General features: G+C 61.4%; 14 protein-coding genes and 3 pseudogenes. 8 read left to right on the top strand and 9 right to left on the bottom strand.

Annotated features, from left to right (window positions below; genetic code table 11):
• Positions 1-49: 49 nt before the first annotated feature.
• The 4 genes from QNA11_RS19580 to QNA11_RS19565 all read right to left on the bottom strand — a co-directional run bounded on the left by QNA11_RS19580 (position 50) and on the right by QNA11_RS19565 (position 3,761).
• On the bottom strand, positions 50-1,468 hold the full coding sequence (locus QNA11_RS19580; protein ID WP_283484441.1) for a YlbE family protein: 1,419 nt from the start codon (positions 1,466-1,468) through the stop codon (positions 50-52).
• 124 nt (positions 1,469-1,592) lie between these two features.
• Positions 1,593-2,081, bottom strand: a complete 489-nt coding sequence (locus QNA11_RS19575) for an MSMEG_0572/Sll0783 family nitrogen starvation response protein (protein ID WP_283484440.1) — start codon at positions 2,079-2,081, stop codon at positions 1,593-1,595.
• Between the two features lie 67 nt (positions 2,082-2,148).
• Complete coding sequence (locus QNA11_RS19570) at positions 2,149-2,427, bottom strand: hypothetical protein (RefSeq protein WP_283484439.1); 279 nt, start codon at positions 2,425-2,427, stop codon at positions 2,149-2,151.
• Between the two features lie 2 nt (positions 2,428-2,429).
• Complete coding sequence (locus QNA11_RS19565; RefSeq protein WP_283484438.1) at positions 2,430-3,761, bottom strand: FAD-dependent oxidoreductase; 1,332 nt, start codon at positions 3,759-3,761, stop codon at positions 2,430-2,432.
• A gap of 791 nt (positions 3,762-4,552) precedes the next feature.
• Here QNA11_RS19565 and QNA11_RS19560 point away from each other — a divergent pair.
• The 5 genes and pseudogenes from QNA11_RS19560 to QNA11_RS19540 all read left to right on the top strand — a co-directional run.
• Positions 4,553-5,968 carry a cytochrome ubiquinol oxidase subunit I gene (locus QNA11_RS19560; protein ID WP_283484437.1) on the top strand — a complete coding sequence of 472 codons (1,416 nt, stop codon included), beginning with the start codon at positions 4,553-4,555 and terminating at the stop codon, positions 5,966-5,968.
• Between the two features lie 12 nt (positions 5,969-5,980).
• Complete coding sequence (cydB, locus tag QNA11_RS19555) at positions 5,981-6,988, top strand: cytochrome d ubiquinol oxidase subunit II (protein WP_283484436.1); 1,008 nt, start codon at positions 5,981-5,983, stop codon at positions 6,986-6,988.
• On the top strand, positions 6,934-7,131 hold the full coding sequence (locus QNA11_RS19550; protein ID WP_349362229.1) for a DUF2474 domain-containing protein: 198 nt from the start codon (positions 6,934-6,936) through the stop codon (positions 7,129-7,131). Before cydB ends, QNA11_RS19550 begins: the two co-directional genes overlap by 55 nt.
• A gap of 230 nt (positions 7,132-7,361) precedes the next feature.
• Complete coding sequence (locus tag QNA11_RS19545) at positions 7,362-8,753, top strand: aminotransferase-like domain-containing protein (RefSeq protein ID WP_283484434.1); 1,392 nt, start codon at positions 7,362-7,364, stop codon at positions 8,751-8,753.
• Positions 8,754-9,131: 378 nt separating this feature from the next.
• Positions 9,132-9,510 (top strand): annotated as a pseudogene (locus tag QNA11_RS19540) (Tn3 family transposase); the annotation flags it as partial.
• Between the two features lie 298 nt (positions 9,511-9,808).
• Here the strand turns inward: QNA11_RS19540 and QNA11_RS20845 are convergent.
• Positions 9,809-10,027 carry a GCG_CRPN prefix-to-repeats domain-containing protein gene (locus tag QNA11_RS20845; protein ID WP_413661930.1) on the bottom strand — a complete coding sequence of 73 codons (219 nt, stop codon included), beginning with the start codon at positions 10,025-10,027 and terminating at the stop codon, positions 9,809-9,811.
• Between the two features lie 329 nt (positions 10,028-10,356).
• Here QNA11_RS20845 and QNA11_RS19535 point away from each other — a divergent pair.
• Positions 10,357-10,507, top strand: a pseudogene (locus tag QNA11_RS19535) (IS6 family transposase); the annotation flags it as partial.
• A gap of 309 nt (positions 10,508-10,816) precedes the next feature.
• Here the strand turns inward: QNA11_RS19535 and QNA11_RS19530 are convergent.
• Positions 10,817-11,080 (bottom strand): annotated as a pseudogene (locus QNA11_RS19530) (ParB/Srx family N-terminal domain-containing protein); the annotation flags it as partial.
• Positions 11,081-11,269: 189 nt separating this feature from the next.
• Here QNA11_RS19530 and QNA11_RS19525 point away from each other — a divergent pair.
• Positions 11,270-11,599: a metallophosphoesterase family protein gene (locus tag QNA11_RS19525; RefSeq protein WP_283484433.1), complete on the top strand. Its 330-nt coding sequence runs from the start codon at positions 11,270-11,272 to the stop codon at positions 11,597-11,599.
• A gap of 84 nt (positions 11,600-11,683) precedes the next feature.
• Here the strand turns inward: QNA11_RS19525 and QNA11_RS19520 are convergent, their stop codons facing one another.
• From QNA11_RS19520 to QNA11_RS19510, 3 genes are all read right to left on the bottom strand, one after another.
• A complete protein-coding gene (locus QNA11_RS19520; protein ID WP_283484432.1) occupies positions 11,684-12,367 on the bottom strand; it encodes an outer membrane protein in 684 nt (227 codons plus the stop codon).
• A 318-nt stretch (positions 12,368-12,685) separates the two neighbouring features.
• Positions 12,686-13,837 (bottom strand): DUF5666 domain-containing protein, encoded by a 1,152-nt coding sequence (locus QNA11_RS19515; protein WP_283484431.1) that lies wholly within the window; start codon positions 13,835-13,837, stop codon positions 12,686-12,688.
• Positions 13,834-14,688, bottom strand: a complete 855-nt coding sequence (locus QNA11_RS19510) for a DUF6502 family protein (protein WP_202073264.1) — start codon at positions 14,686-14,688, stop codon at positions 13,834-13,836. The genes QNA11_RS19515 and QNA11_RS19510 overlap by 4 nt, the downstream gene beginning before the upstream one ends.
• Positions 14,689-15,045: 357 nt before the next feature.
• On the opposite strand from QNA11_RS19510, the gene QNA11_RS19505 reads away from it, so the two are divergent.
• Entirely contained in the window at positions 15,046-16,506 is a 1,461-nt protein-coding gene (locus QNA11_RS19505) for a glycosyltransferase family 4 protein (RefSeq protein ID WP_283484430.1), read from the top strand.
• Positions 16,507-16,514: the final 8 nt, after the last annotated feature.

The raw sequence follows: 16,514 nt of genomic DNA, 5'->3' as shown, positions 1-16,514 counted from the left end.
CGCCCCTCACGCCGCAATGCGCTATCTAGCTTTGCTGGGCAGGACATGTTCACATAATTCTCTGGTCAAGATCCATCAAGGCTTGGGTAAAACAGTCAATTGGAGCCGAAGCAACGCCGGCCCCAATTTGGCCGACGCCGCTAAAAGCGTGAATGACGCCTGTGTTGACAGCCGGAGTGATCGCAAGCTCGACGACGCGTCGAACATCCACGCCGAGTGGGGCGCCTGCGTTCTCCAATATTGGTAGAAGGAAAGAACGACTCTCTCCCGCACAGATGCGCTGCATCTTGCGTGTCGCCGCGATCGCGTCGGACATTCTGCCACCGAGGAAACCCGCGACCGCCGGAGAGTTTGCCGAAACTGCCCCTCCAAGGCCAATCAGCTCGAGTACGGCGCTGTCGCCGATGTCCGCAGTGCTCGCTTCCGGACCATAGCCGGGAAAATACAGCGCCTTCTGGATTGGCGGCGCGGCCGCAAGGAACCAACGCTCTAGGCCCGCCAGCCGAATGCCGTAGGTCACGCCATTGCGCGACATCGTCGTCACGATGCTCGAATTCTCGACTTTGGCCGCGGAGTCGACCAACGATTTGGCCGCAGCCATGGCGATGTTGAGAAACATCGTGTGATTGCGGCTGAGAAAATCAGCGGCCTCTCCAGCGCCTGGCCGGGAGATTCTCATCAAAAACGGGAGGAGATCCCTCAGTAGGAGACACGTTGTCGCCTGTACCCGTATATGAACGTCGTCACCCATGACGACGCCCTGCGCCGCCAGCGACAAAACATCTATAGCGCCCCTCCTGGCGATCGCTTCCCCAATTACAGGGCCAATCACATCGCGAATAAAAAAAAGCCGATCGATCGCCAAGCTGCTGTCGACGCCGAACCATTGAGTTTCGCCCGCTCCCTGGTTGATGCTCGAAAAAGCGATCGTTCTTCCCATTTCATTTTCCACCACGTAAACCGGGGCGGACGGGCCGATTACAGTGGCCATGGGAACGACGGTCGAATGTTCGTTCGCCGGTCGTAGCTCGATTTCGCGAGAGGCAATGAGACGGGCCGCCGCCTCGATGTTTCCGGCCCACCCCTCCGCGACGATGGCTGCCTTGATCGAACGTCGCAGAGGATCGCACATATCCGCCCATGCTATGGCAGGCCCGCAATGGAGCAATGTGCGCTCGCTCATGCCGGGCACGACCGCACCGGCTCTCTCGACACCCTTGAGAAGGGGCGCGCCATTGTTCAAGCGCGCGACAACCTCTGCATTCGCAGCGTCGATAATGGATGATTTAGGCCCCATCAGCCGAGCTAACGCCGAAATGACGTCGCTCTCTCCTCCGCAGGGAATTTGCCAATCGACGCCTATGACGGGCGCCCCCTGGCTTCTAATCGATTCCTCGAATAGAGGCAGGCCGATGTTGATAACGTCGATTTTACGAGGAAGAGGGATTACTGAGGAAGGAGCCGGCATGAGCGTCATTCCTGCCTAGGATAAGCCAAACTGGTAAAGCCATTTCGCGGCCTGCGCGGGCAAAAAAGAAAAGCAGCAAGCGGTTTCAAGGCTTGCTGCTTTTCACCGCACAACCGAAGGCCTGTTAAATCGTCCAGGTCGTCATCACGAGAGCGCGGTCTCGCCAAGCCTGGATGGTGAGGTCGAGGATGTCGAGTGGGTTCACTGGAATAACGCCGGCGATCAGATCGTCTTCCCGCATGCCGTACAATGCGCCCATGGCAAATCGGCAAGCGTAGATTTTGGCCCCCTCGTCCATAAGTGTCTTGAGTTGACGATTATACGCTAGATTGCCAGGGAAGCCTTCGGCGCCCACGGACGGGTAACCGCGCGCGGCTGAGGCCATGAGGACACCCGGCCCATAGAGCACGAAGGACAGCTCGAACCCTTTCCGGGCTAGGCGCGTAGCCGTCAACATGTTCACGAGTCCGACCGATCCCTCGAAGGGAACGGTGTGCATAAAGATATAAGCCTTGTCGCCGGGATTAGCCTTGTGATCCGGGAACACCTTCTCCTCGACGTTGAATAAAACATCGCCGGGCTGCGGAGCGGGGATTGTAACGGTCTTAGGCATTTTGTCTCCTTTTTGCTTGTGACAAACCGTGGGCTTCCTTCGCAAAGTTGCGAAGGATCGAACTCAACTAGTCGAACTTGGGAAATGCCCGGTGGGCGGGACGCGGTCGTTCGGCCTGTGCCGGCCAAGCGCGGTGATGGCTTCCAGGAAGCACGTAGAAAGCAAACCGCCGCAGGCCATCGGGAAGCACGCGATAAATCGGCACAAACACAAAGCGCCAAAAATAGTCGTTGAGACTGCGCGGCCTGAATGAAAACGCCATCCCATTTTGCGTTGCGATGCGCTCTTGCGCCGCGGCGAGCAGGTAGTATTCCGAATTGGATCGGAGCCATTGCGGGAAAGACATGATTATCGCCTCCCGAGTTTTTGCTGCACGGCCTGCGCAGCCATGGCGATTGGCTCGTTCAACGCCCCTATGGCCGGGGAATAGACGTTTTCCATCGTCGCCAGATCATCGATCGAAATGCCCGAGCGGACGGCCATGCCCAGGAAATCCGCTCGCTCCTTGACGCCTTCGCCCCCAACCATCTGCGCTCCGATGAGGCAGCGCGTAGCAGGATCTGCAAGCAGCTTCACCGTGATAGGACGCACCCCGGGATAGTACCGCGCCCTTGTGATACCGTTTGACGCGCCGCTCACGAATTTCACGCCAATCGCGGCGGCTGTCGTTTCACCAAAGGAAACGCCCCCAATCATCCACTCGCCTGCGAGCATCGCCCAGGGGACATAGACGGGCTGGTATTCGCGTCGCCCTCCCGCAGCATTGACGCCCGCGGCCTTGCCCTGCGCATAGGCATGGCTTCCCGAAAGGCCCTGAAGCGGAACATTGGTGACACCATGCGGAATTTCCGTGCAGTCGCCGGCGGCAAACACGTCGCTCGCAGAGGTTTTCATGAAGGAATCGACGATAATGCCACCGGTGGCGCCCAGAGCGACGCCCGCCGCTCTTGCCAAAGCTGTATTCGGCGCCTTGCGCGCTCCGATGATGGCAAGCTGCGCCTCGACCCGCCCGGCTGTCGTCTCGGCATAAGCAAGGGCGCCCTGGCCGCCGAAGGCCGTAACGCGCTCTCCCCACAGCGTCACAACCCCAGCGTCGGCCCAGCTCTTTCGAACCGGCTCGATGATGTCAGGATCGACGACGCCGGCCATCGGCCAAGGGGCGGGATCGACAACGGTGACCTTGATGCCGCGATGAACGAGCGCCGACACCATTTCGACGGCGATCGGTCCGCACTCGACCACGACCGCTGATTTCACCGTGTCGATGAATTTGTCCCACTCCATCGCGCGACGAATATTCTTGACGCGGTAGATCCCCTCCAGATGATCGCCGGGAATTTGGGGATCCGAATAATTCCAGCCGGTCGCGAGCACCAGCCGGTCATATCTAATTTCGCCTTCTTCGCGGACCTTGATGGCATGACGCTTGACGTCGATGCTTTCGACCGTAGTCGTATAGTGAATATCTATGCCCTGATCGGCGTATTGTTGCTTCGTTGCAAGGAACAGTTTGTCGAAAGATTCAATTTCGCGACCGTGGACGAATGGAATGCCGCAGGGGCTGTAAGCAACGTCCTCGAATTCCGTGTAATTCACGATGTCAGCCGACGGGTCCACTCCTTTTGCAGCCCCTGCGGCGCCGAGCCCGGAAGCGCCGCCTCCAATTACGACGATCTTCATCCCTCGTTCCTCCCGATTTGCCGCCATCTCGTATGAGACAGGCACATCTCCTATCGTATACGACAGGAGCATTCCGTCAAGAGGCCCGCGCGGCATTGTATGCATTTTGTGTGGCAACAAAGGAGGCCAACAATCAGAACAATTGTTGTCGACCGATAACATAACCCATTATCAATATATTATGTAACATATGAGCCGCCATAGATTCGGGCTTTATGGCTCTCAGTGATTTTTTGCCGTCAGTTTTTATGGCGATGAACAACCAATTTGACATATTTGTATGCATATTGTATCAGAAGCAATCTCACTACAAACTCACTTGTGTGGCAACGAGAAGCAGAGGGGACGTCGATGCGGAGCGACATTCGGCCCACCGGCCAAGTTTCACAATTGGCGGAGATCTCCTCGATCACAGCTCAAGCGCTGCGAGCTTGCGCTATGCGGACAGGCCCCCGGGCCAAACTATCGAACAGCGAGCGCGCGAGACTGAAGGAACTGGAACGCGAAGTGCGCGAGCTTCTCGGCTACTCGGCCAGGCTGCTGCAGGATCAAATGCCCGACGCGGATCACAATCGCGGGTCCACTCCCTCATCGCTGGCCGCAAGTCCTCCTAATCCAGCGCACGCATGGCAGCGCGACACGCCATAGAGTCCTAACGCGGGCTGCAACGCGCGGTCGTTCAGGTTTTGAAAGCCCACCCAAATGCACAAGGCCGTCAAAACCGCAGCCGTTCAGGCTGCGCCAATTTGCCACTGTCGAATTGGTCGCTTGCCCCGTCCAGGAGAAAAGACATGTTGGAATTAACGGCGCTCGATCTCGCCCGCGTCCAATTTGGATTCACAGTGTCCTTCCACATCATCTTCCCGACGATCACGATCGGGCTCGCCAGCTATCTGGCTGTGTTGGAAGGCTTGTGGCTCTGGAAGAAAGATTCCGTTTATCGGGACCTCTATCTCTTTTGGTCGCAGATATTCGCGGTGAATTTCGCGATGGGCGTCGTTTCAGGCCTGGTTATGGCTTATCAGTTCGGGACGAACTGGAGTTACTTCTCCACTTTCGCCGGCGGCATTACCGGCCCACTACTCACCTATGAGGTGCTCACCGCCTTCTTCCTCGAGGCAGGGTTCCTCGGCGTGATGCTATTTGGCTGGAACAAAGTGGGGCCGAGCTTGCATTTCTTTGCGACCGTGATGGTCGCAATAGGCACTCTCATATCTGCGACTTGGATTCTCGCCTCCAATAGCTGGATGCAAACGCCACAGGGCTTTGAGATAATCGACGGTCGCGTCGTACCGGTTGATTGGCTGAAGGTGATCTTCAACCCCTCCTTCCCCTACCGGCTCGCACACACTTCCATCGCGGCCTTTCTCGCCACCGCGCTGTTCGTCGGGGCTGCAGGAGCCTGGCATTTGCTGCGCGGGCGCGCGACGCCGGCAGTGCGCGCCATGCTCTCGATGGCGATGTGGATGATATTGATCGTAACGCCGATTCAAGTCGCCGTCGGCGATGCGCACGGTCTTAACACGCTTGAGCATCAACCAGCCAAGATTGCCGCCATGGAAGGTCACTGGTGCAACGCACCAGGCCAGGGCGTACCCCTCATCCTGTTCGGCTGGCCCGACATGGCGGCTGAGACCACACGCTACGTCATCGAAATTCCACGACTCGCCAGCCTGATCCTGACCCATGATCTCGATGGCCAATTTCCAGGCTTGATGGATTTCCCGGCGCAGGACCGGCCCAACGCCACGATTGTTTTTTGGTCCTTCCGAGTGATGGTTGGTCTCGGCCTGCTGATGCTGTTGCTCGGGTTCCGAGGCCTGTGGCTGCGCTGGCGCGAGCGACTCTATGACGACCGCACATTCCTGCGGTTTACGACAATGATGGGACCAAGCGGCACGATCGCGATTCTTGCCGGCTGGTTCACCACAGAGGTCGGGCGGCAGCCTTGGGTGATTTACGGCGCGATGCGGACCGAGCACGCAGTCTCGAACCACTCGGCTTTGGCGCTATCCGCCACGTTGCTCATCTTCGTCGTCATGTATGCCTCCGTCTTCGGGACCGGCATCGGTTACATGCTGAAGCTGGTTGCGAAAGGGCCGCAGGAGGGGCTGGGCGTCGAGAATATGCCTAACCACGGACAGCCGCCGCATGCGGCCCGGCCGCTCCCCGCCGACCCCGACAATATCCGCCCAGCAATCCGCTAAGGAGTCGCAACCATGGGTATAGACCTTCCCCTCCTCTGGACCTTTGTCCTCACTTTCGGGCTCATGATGTATGTTGTCATGGATGGGTTCGACCTTGGCATCGGCATACTGTTCCCCTTTGTGCGCGACCGCTCCGAACGGGACATCATGGTCAATACGGTGGCGCCGGTCTGGGACGGCAACGAGACGTGGTTGGTGCTCGGCGGAGCTGCTTTACTTGCAGCCTTCCCGTTGACCTATTCGGTTCTCCTGAGCGCGCTCTATCTGCCGCTGGTCGCGATGCTTGCTGGCTTAATCTGGCGCGGGGCGGCCTTCGAGTTCCGATTCAAGGCCGACGAGGCGCACAAGCCTTTCTGGGACAAGGCGTTCGCTTGGGGCTCTTATATCGCGACCTTTTCACAAGGCATCGCGCTGGGAGCCTATATCAACGGCTTCGAAGTCAGGGATGGCGCCTATGCCGGCGGTCTGCTGGACTGGCTCACCCCCTTCGGTCTCTTTACCGGCCTTGGCCTTTTGATCGCCTATGCTTTGCTCGGCGCAACGTGGCTTGTGATGAAGACCGAAGGCCCTCTCCAACGCCGCATGCGCGCGCTCGCGCGGCCGGTCGCTATAGCTCTGCTCGGGGCCATCACGATCGTTAGCCTCTGGACGCCATACGCTCACGCGGAAGTGGCGGCCCGATGGTTCTCGCTGCCGAACTTCATATTCTTCGCCCCTGTGCCGATGCTTGTGCTGGCTACCACCTGTACGCTCCTGAAGACACTCGGCGACGACCGCGACGTTGCGCCCTTCCTGTTGACGCTGCTGCTGCTGTTTCTGGGCTATACAGGCCTGATCATCAGCCTCTGGCCAAACATCATTCCACCGGCCGTCTCCATCTGGGATGCAGCGGCGCCGGCGCAGAGCATGGGCTTCGCTCTGGCTGGAGCGCTATTCATCATCCCCTGCACCCTCGCCTACACTGCATGGTCTTACTATGTCTTCCGCGGCAAAGTGCGGACTGGCGAGGGCTATCACTAATGCGAGCCCTTCCGCTCTTTCGGATCGTATGGGTCCGCCGTCTCGGCTGGCTCGTTGCCCTTTGGGTCGGGAGCGTAGTCGCACTCGCCGCCGTTGCGATGCTATTTTGGACCGTTATGAGTCTTGCCGGGTTGACGAGATGAACGGCGGCGTATCCAGCGTCGCCGCCGGGCCCGTGCCGGTCGGATCATCCGTACAACGAGGAAGCGGACCTCGACCGATTACTCGATTCTTTTGCGGCTTGCCCGACGCAATGACTGGAAATTGATCGAATGATTGAATATGTGAGGAGTTCTAGCCCACGAATTGCAGGCATAGGCTAAAGCGTCGGCTACGGGTTTCGAAATCGAGAATGTTTGGCGCAGAGGCTCGAATGACTGGGAAGCAGCAGTACTGGCTGCCGGAGATTGAGAACGCCGGAAAGCCGGTATATCTGGAGATTGCCGACGCAATCGAAAGGGACGTTGAGTCTGGCCGGCTTGCCGTGTCTGCGCGCTTGCCCCCACAGCGCTATGTCGCGGATAAGCTCGGGGTGAACCTCGCGACGGTGGCGCGGGCCTACACCGAAGCGCAGCAACGCGGTCTGATAGACTCCCGGGTCGGGCAAGGGACCTTTGTCCGCCGCCCCGCTGAACGACGGACTGCGACGCCGCCGCGTTCCCCCATGCGCGGCGACATGCTGATGAACATGCCTCCCGAACCCTACGCGCCTGCCCTCCTGGAAAGGATGCAAGCCGGGATAGAGGGGCTGGACGATTTACCGTCTCTCCTGCGCTACCAGGAATTCGGCGGCTCGCCGGAAGCCCGCGCAGCCGGCGCACGTTGGCTATCGCCGCGGCTGGGCGACCTGGCGCTCGAGCGTTTGCTCGTGTTCCCGGGCGCGCAGGCGTCTCTCCTTTGCGTTCTGTCGGGCTTTACGCAGCCGGGAGACGTGGTGTGTTGCGAAGAACTCACCTATCCTGGCTTCAAAAGCTTGGCTCAGCAATTCGGGCTACGTCTCGTCGGCCTGCCCTTGGATGATGAAGGAATCGACGCGTCGGCCTTCGCGACGGCCTGTAATGATGCGGCCGTCAAATTGCTCTACATGAATCCCACGCTCTTGAACCCCACGACCACGACAACTTCGAAAAGACGGCGCGAAGCGCTGATCAAGGTGGCGAGGGCGCAAGGGGTGATGATTCTCGAGGATGACGCCTATGGCGCGTTGCCCCTCGAATCTCCGCCATCATTCGCTCGATTGGCCCCCGACATTACCTTTCACGTGTCGAGTCTCGCCAAATGCGTCGGCGCAGGATTACGCGTCGCTTATATGAGCGTGCCAGAAGGCAGACATGCCGCGAGGCTTATGTCCGCGTTGAGCATGACCAACGTGTTCGCCTCTCCCATTACCACCGCGATCGCCACCCGTTGGATCGAAGAAGGCGTTGCCAGCGCTGCTTTGGAAGGCATAAGGAGCGAGACGCGCGCGCGGCAGGAGCTGGTTGCTCGAACCCTTCCGGTCGGAAGCTATGTTTCGGATCCAGAGGCATTCCACCTTTGGCTTCGTCTGCCACAAGGCTGGAACCGGCACGCGTTCGAATCCCATTTGCGAGGACTTGGCGTCAGTGTTGCAGTGAGCGACGCGTTCGCTGTCACCTCCGCTCCGCCGGAGGCCGTACGCCTTTGTCTCGGCGGACCAGCCTCTCGATCGGACGTCCAGACCTCCCTTGCTATCCTAGCCGATAGCCTTGCTCCGCGCCCATTGATGGCATCCATGGTAATTTGACCTGAGGTCCGTGGATGTATCGCAATGAAACCAGCGAGTCTTGGAGGATTTCCTTGGCTACGCTTTCAACGAAAGCGGTCGAAATCGGCTGTCGATCGTGTCGTCGCCGTCCTAGCACTACTTTGGCAGTCTGCGTCGGCTGCGGGGGATTCCGGTTTGGCATCGAAGCAGCTAGGCTGCGTCGTCATGAATCGCTGGAGGCGGGTCATGGCGACGATAGCTGCGCATTTGGGCGTCGATGCGTTGCGTGAGCGGTATGTTTCGGGCCTACGGCCCTCCCGACGCGCGGCAAATCGAAGAACCCCGCGTTTAGCAAACCCCGGCAGAGATCCACTTAAAATCCGCGGGGAGCTGTCCAAACAACTGGAGCCAGCTCTCCGGCTCGAACGCACGCACTGCACCCTCGACTGGATCAGCGACCCCGCTCTACGGCGGCGAACAAATGCAGGCCTCAACAAGAGCGAGGCGCGCAACGCGCTCGCCAGGGCGGTGTTCTTTCATCGGCTTGGTGAGATCCGCGACCGGACCTTCGAAAATCAACGCTGCCGGGCCTCATGCCTCAATCTCGTCGTCTCGGCCGTCATCCTTTGGAATACGGTCTATCTCAGCCACGCCGTTGGAACTGCGCTCCAGCGGCGAACGAGTCCGTAACGATTTGCTCGCTCATCTCGCGCCACTCGGCTGGGAGCACATCACCTTCAACGGCGATTATGTTTGGCCGACCGAGCCTCTCCAGAACGCCTTCCGGCCCCTTAGAAACCCGCAACAATTTTGGGAAGATTCTGCGCTGACCCCTTTCCTGCGTCCAATGCTTTCTGACTCAGCCCGGCCCAGCGCCGGGCTTTTTTCTTTAGCCTCATGCCGAGACCTTCGCAGACGCTCAGAGATAATCCGATGCAGCCGCTTGTCAGTGCTGTCCCGGACAGAGCTTGGGCTCAACAGCGAGAAGCGTGGAGAGGCTCGCGGAGCTTTGGCGGCTTCTCTTCCCGAGCGCGAGGATAAGCGCGCGGCCGCGCGCTCAACCTCCGGATGAGTTCGGATTGCCTTTCAGGCGATTACCTGAAACAGCGGAGCGTGCCGTTCGGCATGCGAGTGGCAGGATGGCCCGTCCTTCTCAGGCACCAATCCTGATTTTGACCGCCGAACACGCAAAAACCCCGCCCATTCCGATGCCCGTTTGGGCCGCAACCGCCCAACGCGAAAGCAGGCGTAGCCACAGAAGACACCGCGGCGGAAAGAATAGCAGCGCACAATGCAAAGGAAAGTCTATTCATCATTCAACCCCGACTCTTATCGCCATCCGAATAAGTGGCGCGTCGATCTTAGCGCCTGAGAGTAACTTAGGCAGGTCCCGCAAGACTTTGAATTAGGCTATGCCTACTGCAGTCTTACTTCGGCCCCCTCAACATTCTTAAAAACCAATGCATGAGGATGGCGGCGGCGAGCAATCCGCTGCTTCCAAGGTTCATTGCGCACAATCTCCAAAAGCCGTTACCGCGGCCGTCCTGCGCGAGGTTTATCGACGCTCAAACCCTGAAGCTCTTCCCTTTGAAAGCTGTAGCAATTCCTTTTGATGAGCTTCAGACTGGGCCGGGCAGACTGCATGGTGATCAATTTCAAGGGCAGTCATTTCGAGCGTGATCTTATGGGGCGTGCGCTGGTATGTCGCCTAGCCGATCAGTTACCGGCAGCTCGAGGAGATGATGGAAGAGCGCGTGGTCGAGGTCGACCATTCGACGCTCAACCGCTGGGTCGGGCGCAAACACCGCGACGATCGAGAGCTCCAACGCGGAGCGCGAGGCGGACATTGAAATCCGGCGAAGGAAATATCTGAACAACATCGTCGAACAGAACCGCCAAGCGATCAAGCGCGTGGCGCGGCCGCAGCGACGCTCGCCGGGGTCGAACTCATGCACATGATCCGAAAGGGGCAGTTGCAAACGACTGGCAAATTGCGCCCAGCGAAGCCGTTCTACGCACTCGCGGCGTAAGCCTCGAGAAGCCTGCTGTCGCGCGTCTCGCCGTCACGCAAATTTGCAACAGAACCAGCATTTTTCGTGAGGCTTCTGTTTCACAAGCAATTCCAGCGCACGATAGCGACGACCGCCCGCGAGCACTTCGAATTTACCGGTTTCGGCTCCTTCGGCGTCGAGGACGGCGCGAACGCGGAGGCTTTGGATCAGCCCGCGCCGAGCGATCGACGCGGAGAGTTCTTTGATAGAAACGCCCGCCTGCATGCGCCGGACATTCGATTGCGACAAAACGAGCTTGTCGAACGGGATATCGCGGGAGGAGGAGAGCGTGATCTTCTGGGCGGCTTTCGCCATGGTTGTTACTCCGCGACGAGCCGAGGCCCTCTCTCTCGACCAATTCCTCGTCAGTGCGCCAAGCGCAGCCCTCTAACTCTACACGTAGAAAGGAGAATCACACCGGGTTAGATGCTCAACTACCGACCACTCCGGAGGGTGAAAGCCCCTCCCTGCCACACCGTGCAGCCTGGGGCGGGAAGCGAACGGGTGAGGCCGACCGGGGGCTTCCGGATCGGGTGCGTTCTCGCCGAGCGTCCGACTGTGGTCGTGACCCACCACGCCCCGCATCCGGATTCGGTGGCGGCGCTCTTCTCGAACGACCCGTTGGCGCCTTGCTTCGTGAGCCACCTCTCGGACGTCATCGAAGCGCGTCAACCGACGCTCTGGATCCACGGCCACACCCACGACGCCTTCGACTACCGGGGCGGGGCGACGCGCGTCGTCTGCAATCTCAAGGAGCTATGGGCCCATGAGGCCGGCGCGACGGCTAGAGAACGTGGACTTCGGGATGAAGATTGTGGAGCTTTGAAACCGTGAATGCCCAGCTCGACATCAATCGTGGCCACCACGCCTTCGGCGTGGCGGCCACCTAATCAACCCTCCGGTCACGCCATAGTCAGGTCAGAATTTTGTGAAGCTGAGGAGATCACTGGCGTCGAAGCGGTAATTGACGCCGGCTCGAACGACGTGAAAGCTGATGTCCCGCTTGCCGCCGGGGCCGCCCGCAGCGCCGCCCGAGACGTCGTTGAAGAGATACTCAGCCTTCGCCGACCAATTGCGTGCAAAGGTCCATTCGGCGCCGCCGCCCACTGTCCAGCCCGTCGCGACGCCGCCGCCGGCGCCCGCATAGGCGAAGCCGCCCGTGCCATAGAGCAGCAAGGTCGGACTAAGCGCCAGAACCCCGACGCGCGCCCGCAAAGTGCCGAACCAGGGAACAGAACGTGCGCCTTGCGCTCCCGGAAATGGGACAAGGGGCGCAGCGCCGGCAGCGAATGCAGTCGGGTCGAACAGAGCCGGACGTCGGCCGGAGAGGGAAAGGCTGGTTCCCTGAAAATCGGTTTCGAGACCGACCACGAACAGTGGCGTCAACTGATAATTGTAACCGATCTGCGCGCCGCCGACGACGCCGCCCGCGCCGCGTTCCGGCCATCCGCCGCCGAGGTTCAAGCCGAGGTAAAGCCCGTTCCACAGAGCGGCCGGCGGGGGCGGCGGCGTGTAAACGGGCTTGCGCGAAGGAAGATCGGCGGCCCGCGCCGGTTCGAGGAGCCCGATCAGGGCGAGGATGGAGAGCGTGGGTTTTTTCATTTCCGTAAAATCCTGCTTTCGGTTTTCAGTTGGCCCCTGCCGCCACTGGACGGCAGTGGCCCGGCAGGGGATGCCCGCCGGGCACGGATCGGCGGCTCGAGAGGGCAAGAAGCCGGCCGACCGGGCGACCGCTCACTCGCGCGGCCGTTCGTTCCGACCCGGCTGGCCGGGTCGGCCGTCACTTCGAAGAGGCGTCGACAGAGCGCCGCTGCTTCGTGTGAAATTTACCCACGAACTATGCGTGGGTAAATTTCACACGTCAATAGCCCGCGCGGGGATTTCGTCGCAATTCGCGGAATGTTGTCTGGCTGCGCGCGCTCAGCGCCTCGGACGGCCGCCGGGACCAGGCATTCCAGGCCCCGGGAAGCCGCCAGGAGGCGCTCCGCCGGCTCCGAACGGGAACGGATCTCCAAAGCCGCCAGAGGGCACATTTCCAAAATTGGGTGGGGCCTCAGCGCCGGACCGCGACCCGCCACCGTCGCCCGCGGGCGCCGGCGCGGTTTCCTCGACGCTTTTCATCCGCTGGCGGAAATCCTTACCTGAACCCTTCTCGCCGAGGCTTTCCGAGGCGCGGAAGGTCTCGATGGACCATCCGCCGTTCCGGTCCATGGCGACGCCGATCACGGCGCGGATGACGCCATAGAAGGAGGGGTCGCGCCGCGCCGTCAGCAGCGGCCCGGCGGCGGCGGCGACCATATCGCCGTCCCGTTCGACATAGGTTTCGACGAGCGCCTGTCGCACGCCGCGCGGCAGCCACTCGTCAGGCGCGACATGGGAAACCTCGAAGGCTCCGGCGGCGACTGCGCCGCGCAGCGCGACCCGTTGTCCAGCCAGCGACCGCGCCGCGCCGGCGAGCGGTTGCGCCCCGATCGCCAGCCGTCCGTCCGCGTCACGCGTCACCGTGCCAACGATTTGCGCTACCTCGGCATCGACGGGCTCGACAAGGCTTGCGACGATCGTCTGATCCGGCAGGCGCAGTCCGCTGACTGCGACATGCTGTCCGACAGCCAGTCCGCCGGCGGCGACGCCACGCCCGAGTTCGACCTTCTGCCCCAGGATGCGCAGGCTGCGACCGGAGATCGATTCGATCGACCCCACCACCTCGTGCAGGATGCGGATGCGCGTCGTCGTAAAGCCCGCTTCATCGCGCTGCGCGACGAGCGACACGACATGGCCGACGCGCATGCGCGAAACATCGACCGGCTGTCCATCTATCGTCACCTCCGCCGTGGGCGCGTAGGAAATCTTCAGCCCGTTGACGAGAATGCTGCCGAAGCCGCGGATCGTGCCGACGACGCCGGTGCCCCCCAATCCATTGTCGGGGTCGGGAAGCACGGAAATGTAGCCGGTGCCCCCGAGGCCGTTGTCCTTCGGCTTCTCTCCGGCGCGCCCGGGCGCCGCGCCGTTGGCGAGACAGGCGAAGAGAGAAGCGATCAGCCGGCGCCGGTCGAGCCGTAGAAATCCTGTCACGACGGCTCTCCCGGCTGGTTTTCCGGCGCGCCGTCGCCGCGCGGCTCCCGTTCGCGGTAGACATAGACGCCGAAGTTCCAGCGCCACTCGCCGCCGGCGTCGCCCCGGTGAAGCGTCTGCGCCTCGCGGTTGGCCGCGAGCAACGCCTCCATCGCCACTTTGCGGGACAGCGCCTCGAGCTGGCGCGCCACATCCTCGGACAGGCCCTCGTAATGGACAGCGCGCTCGAGGAAGGGCGCCGGGTTCGAGGTCACGTTCTCTACAGCCGCGGCGATATGGTCGTGCAGATTGCGGCCGAAGTAATGGAGCTGTCGGTCGTCGCCGCGGTTCGGCGCGATCGCCGCCTCGGTGAGGACCACGCGGCCCTTGGCGTCGAGAACTACGATCTTGCGATCAAGCCACTCGTCGAGCACGGCTCGCGGGCGAAGATCCTTGGTGACCTCCTCGACCAGCGACTCGAAGGTGGGCCCGGAGCCCGCGCGCCGCAGCGGCGCCGGCGCGCCGTTCCTGTCCGTGAAGCGGCGGTCGGCCAGCCACAGAGCGACGATCTGGGTCGTGCGGGACAGCGAGGCCGGCGTCATGCGGACCGGAGCCCCCGCTTCACGCAGGCGCCGGACCTCCTTGCGGTGGATTCCCGTCAAGAGGCTGATGCGGCTGTCGGTCTGCTCCTTGTCCGGCAAGGCGAAATCATGGACGGCGACATTGACGTAAAGCTCCCGCAGCAGGTCGCAGAGCGCTGGAAAAGTCGTGCCGCAGCGGATGAACAGCCGCACGAGCGGGCGCAGCAGGCGCGCGATCGGCTGCTGAAGCTTCTGCGCGTCTGGGAGCGCGTCGTCGCGGCTTTCGGTCATGAACCTTGGTAACCCGAGTCAAAGTGGGACACAATCCCACGACTCCTTGACGTGGGAAATTTTTACACGCATAGTGCGGGCGTGTGATGTTTTCCCACTTCGGAGTTTCGAGATGTCCCTCACGCTCCTGCCCCTGTCGGCCCCCCCGCGCCGAAAGGCGTATGCCGCACCCGATATGCTGAGGCGTCTCGGTGTGGTCGTCACAATCGGCGCGAGTGCTTTCGCGTCGTCGAGCCCCCGGATCAGCGCCCAGCCGCGCCCTTCAATCCAACAATCGTGCGATGCGCCGGTGACGACGACCTCGGTTGCGTTCTGCTCGCTGCGCTGAGCCCCAGGCGAAGAGAGACGGAGTCGATAATGGTTGACTACATCCACACCGCATTTTTCGACGAGGATCGCGCAGATGGGGGTTCTTCGGGATCCTCGCCATGCGACGGCAATCGGCGCATCGATGCATGGCTTTCGGCCTGGATCCAGGCCGAGAACCAACATCTCATATGCGACCGCGCCATGAACGCTCTCGATCCGGTCACTGCGACCCTCTACTTCCGCGCGCGGGAACTCTACTGGACCGTGACGCGCGCGCTCGGCCTCGGCCATCTTCACGACGGCTCGCGCGTCCGCACTTGCCAGTCTCGCCCGCACCTTCCTGCCGATTCCCCGGCGCACGGCTGCTCCCGATCCGCCGCAGGGCGGCTATTCATCGACGTGACGCCGACACATCGCTTTGGAGGGCAGACGGGCATTCAACGCGTCGTGCGCGAGGTCGCGCGGCGCGCCCCGAGAAGCGGTTTTGCGATGCCTGTGATCATCGAAAGCGGCAAGCTTCTCTCGTGGTACGATAGTCCGGACTGGCCGAGCCCGCTGTCGTTCGCGCCGGGGGACCGACTCCTATTGCTCGACGCCTGCTGGGGCCTGACCGGGGAATACGAGACGATCATCCACAGCCTGCGGGCGGTAGGTGGAAGCCTCGTCACCGTCGTGCACGATCTCATCCCGCTCACGCATCCGCTGGCTGTTTCGCCGCGCATGCACGCGGAGTTTCGGGAATGGTTCGACGCGATCGTGATGGAAAGCGACGGCGTCGTCTGCGTCTCGCGTAGCGCTGCTTCGGATTTCATCGAGTACATCGAAAAACGCGCCCCTTTCGGGCGCCCCGATCTTCCTGTCGGCTGGTGGCGTCTCGGCGCCGATTTCGAAGACGAGGATCGGCAGCCCGTTTCCGCGATGGCGCAAGCCATTTTTGCGGAGACGACACCCTGTTTCCTTAGCGTCGGAACGCTCGAGCCGCGGAAGGCCTACCCGATCGCGCTGGACGCTTTCGAGCAACTGTGGCGCATGGGGGTCGACGTCCGATATCTCATCGTCGGCCGACCCGGCTGGCAGAGCGACGCGCTCGCTCACGACATCACGCGACACCCGGAGTTCGGTCGACGTCTGTACTGGCTCGACCGGGCGAGCGACACGGATCTGCGATTCTGCTATCGCCACGCCCACGCGCTCGTCTTCCCTTCGGTCATCGAAGGCTTCGGCCTGCCCCTCGTCGAAGCCAACCGGCACGGCCTGCCCGTCATCGCCTCCGATCTACCGGTGTTTCGCGAAATTGGCGGCGGCCATGTCGACTTCGTGCCGCTGCTCGATCCACGCGCGCTCGCGGAGAAGATAATGGAGCTTTGCAGCCAGACTGCTGAACGAAAGATCGTCGTCGCGCCGTCATGGGATCAGTCCGTTGACAGTCTCATTGGGCTGATTGACGAAGGCGCCTACCAGGCCGGCGCGCGCATCGCCGCGAGGCAAGCCGCGATCCAGAGAGGCTGAGCGCCGAG

The organism is Methylocystis sp. JR02 (assembly GCF_030063565.1).
Lineage (GTDB): Bacteria > Pseudomonadota > Alphaproteobacteria > Rhizobiales > Beijerinckiaceae > Methylocystis > Methylocystis iwaonis.
The sequence above is the reverse complement of the archived record's forward strand: the minus strand, read 5'-3'. Positions and strand labels throughout refer to the sequence as shown.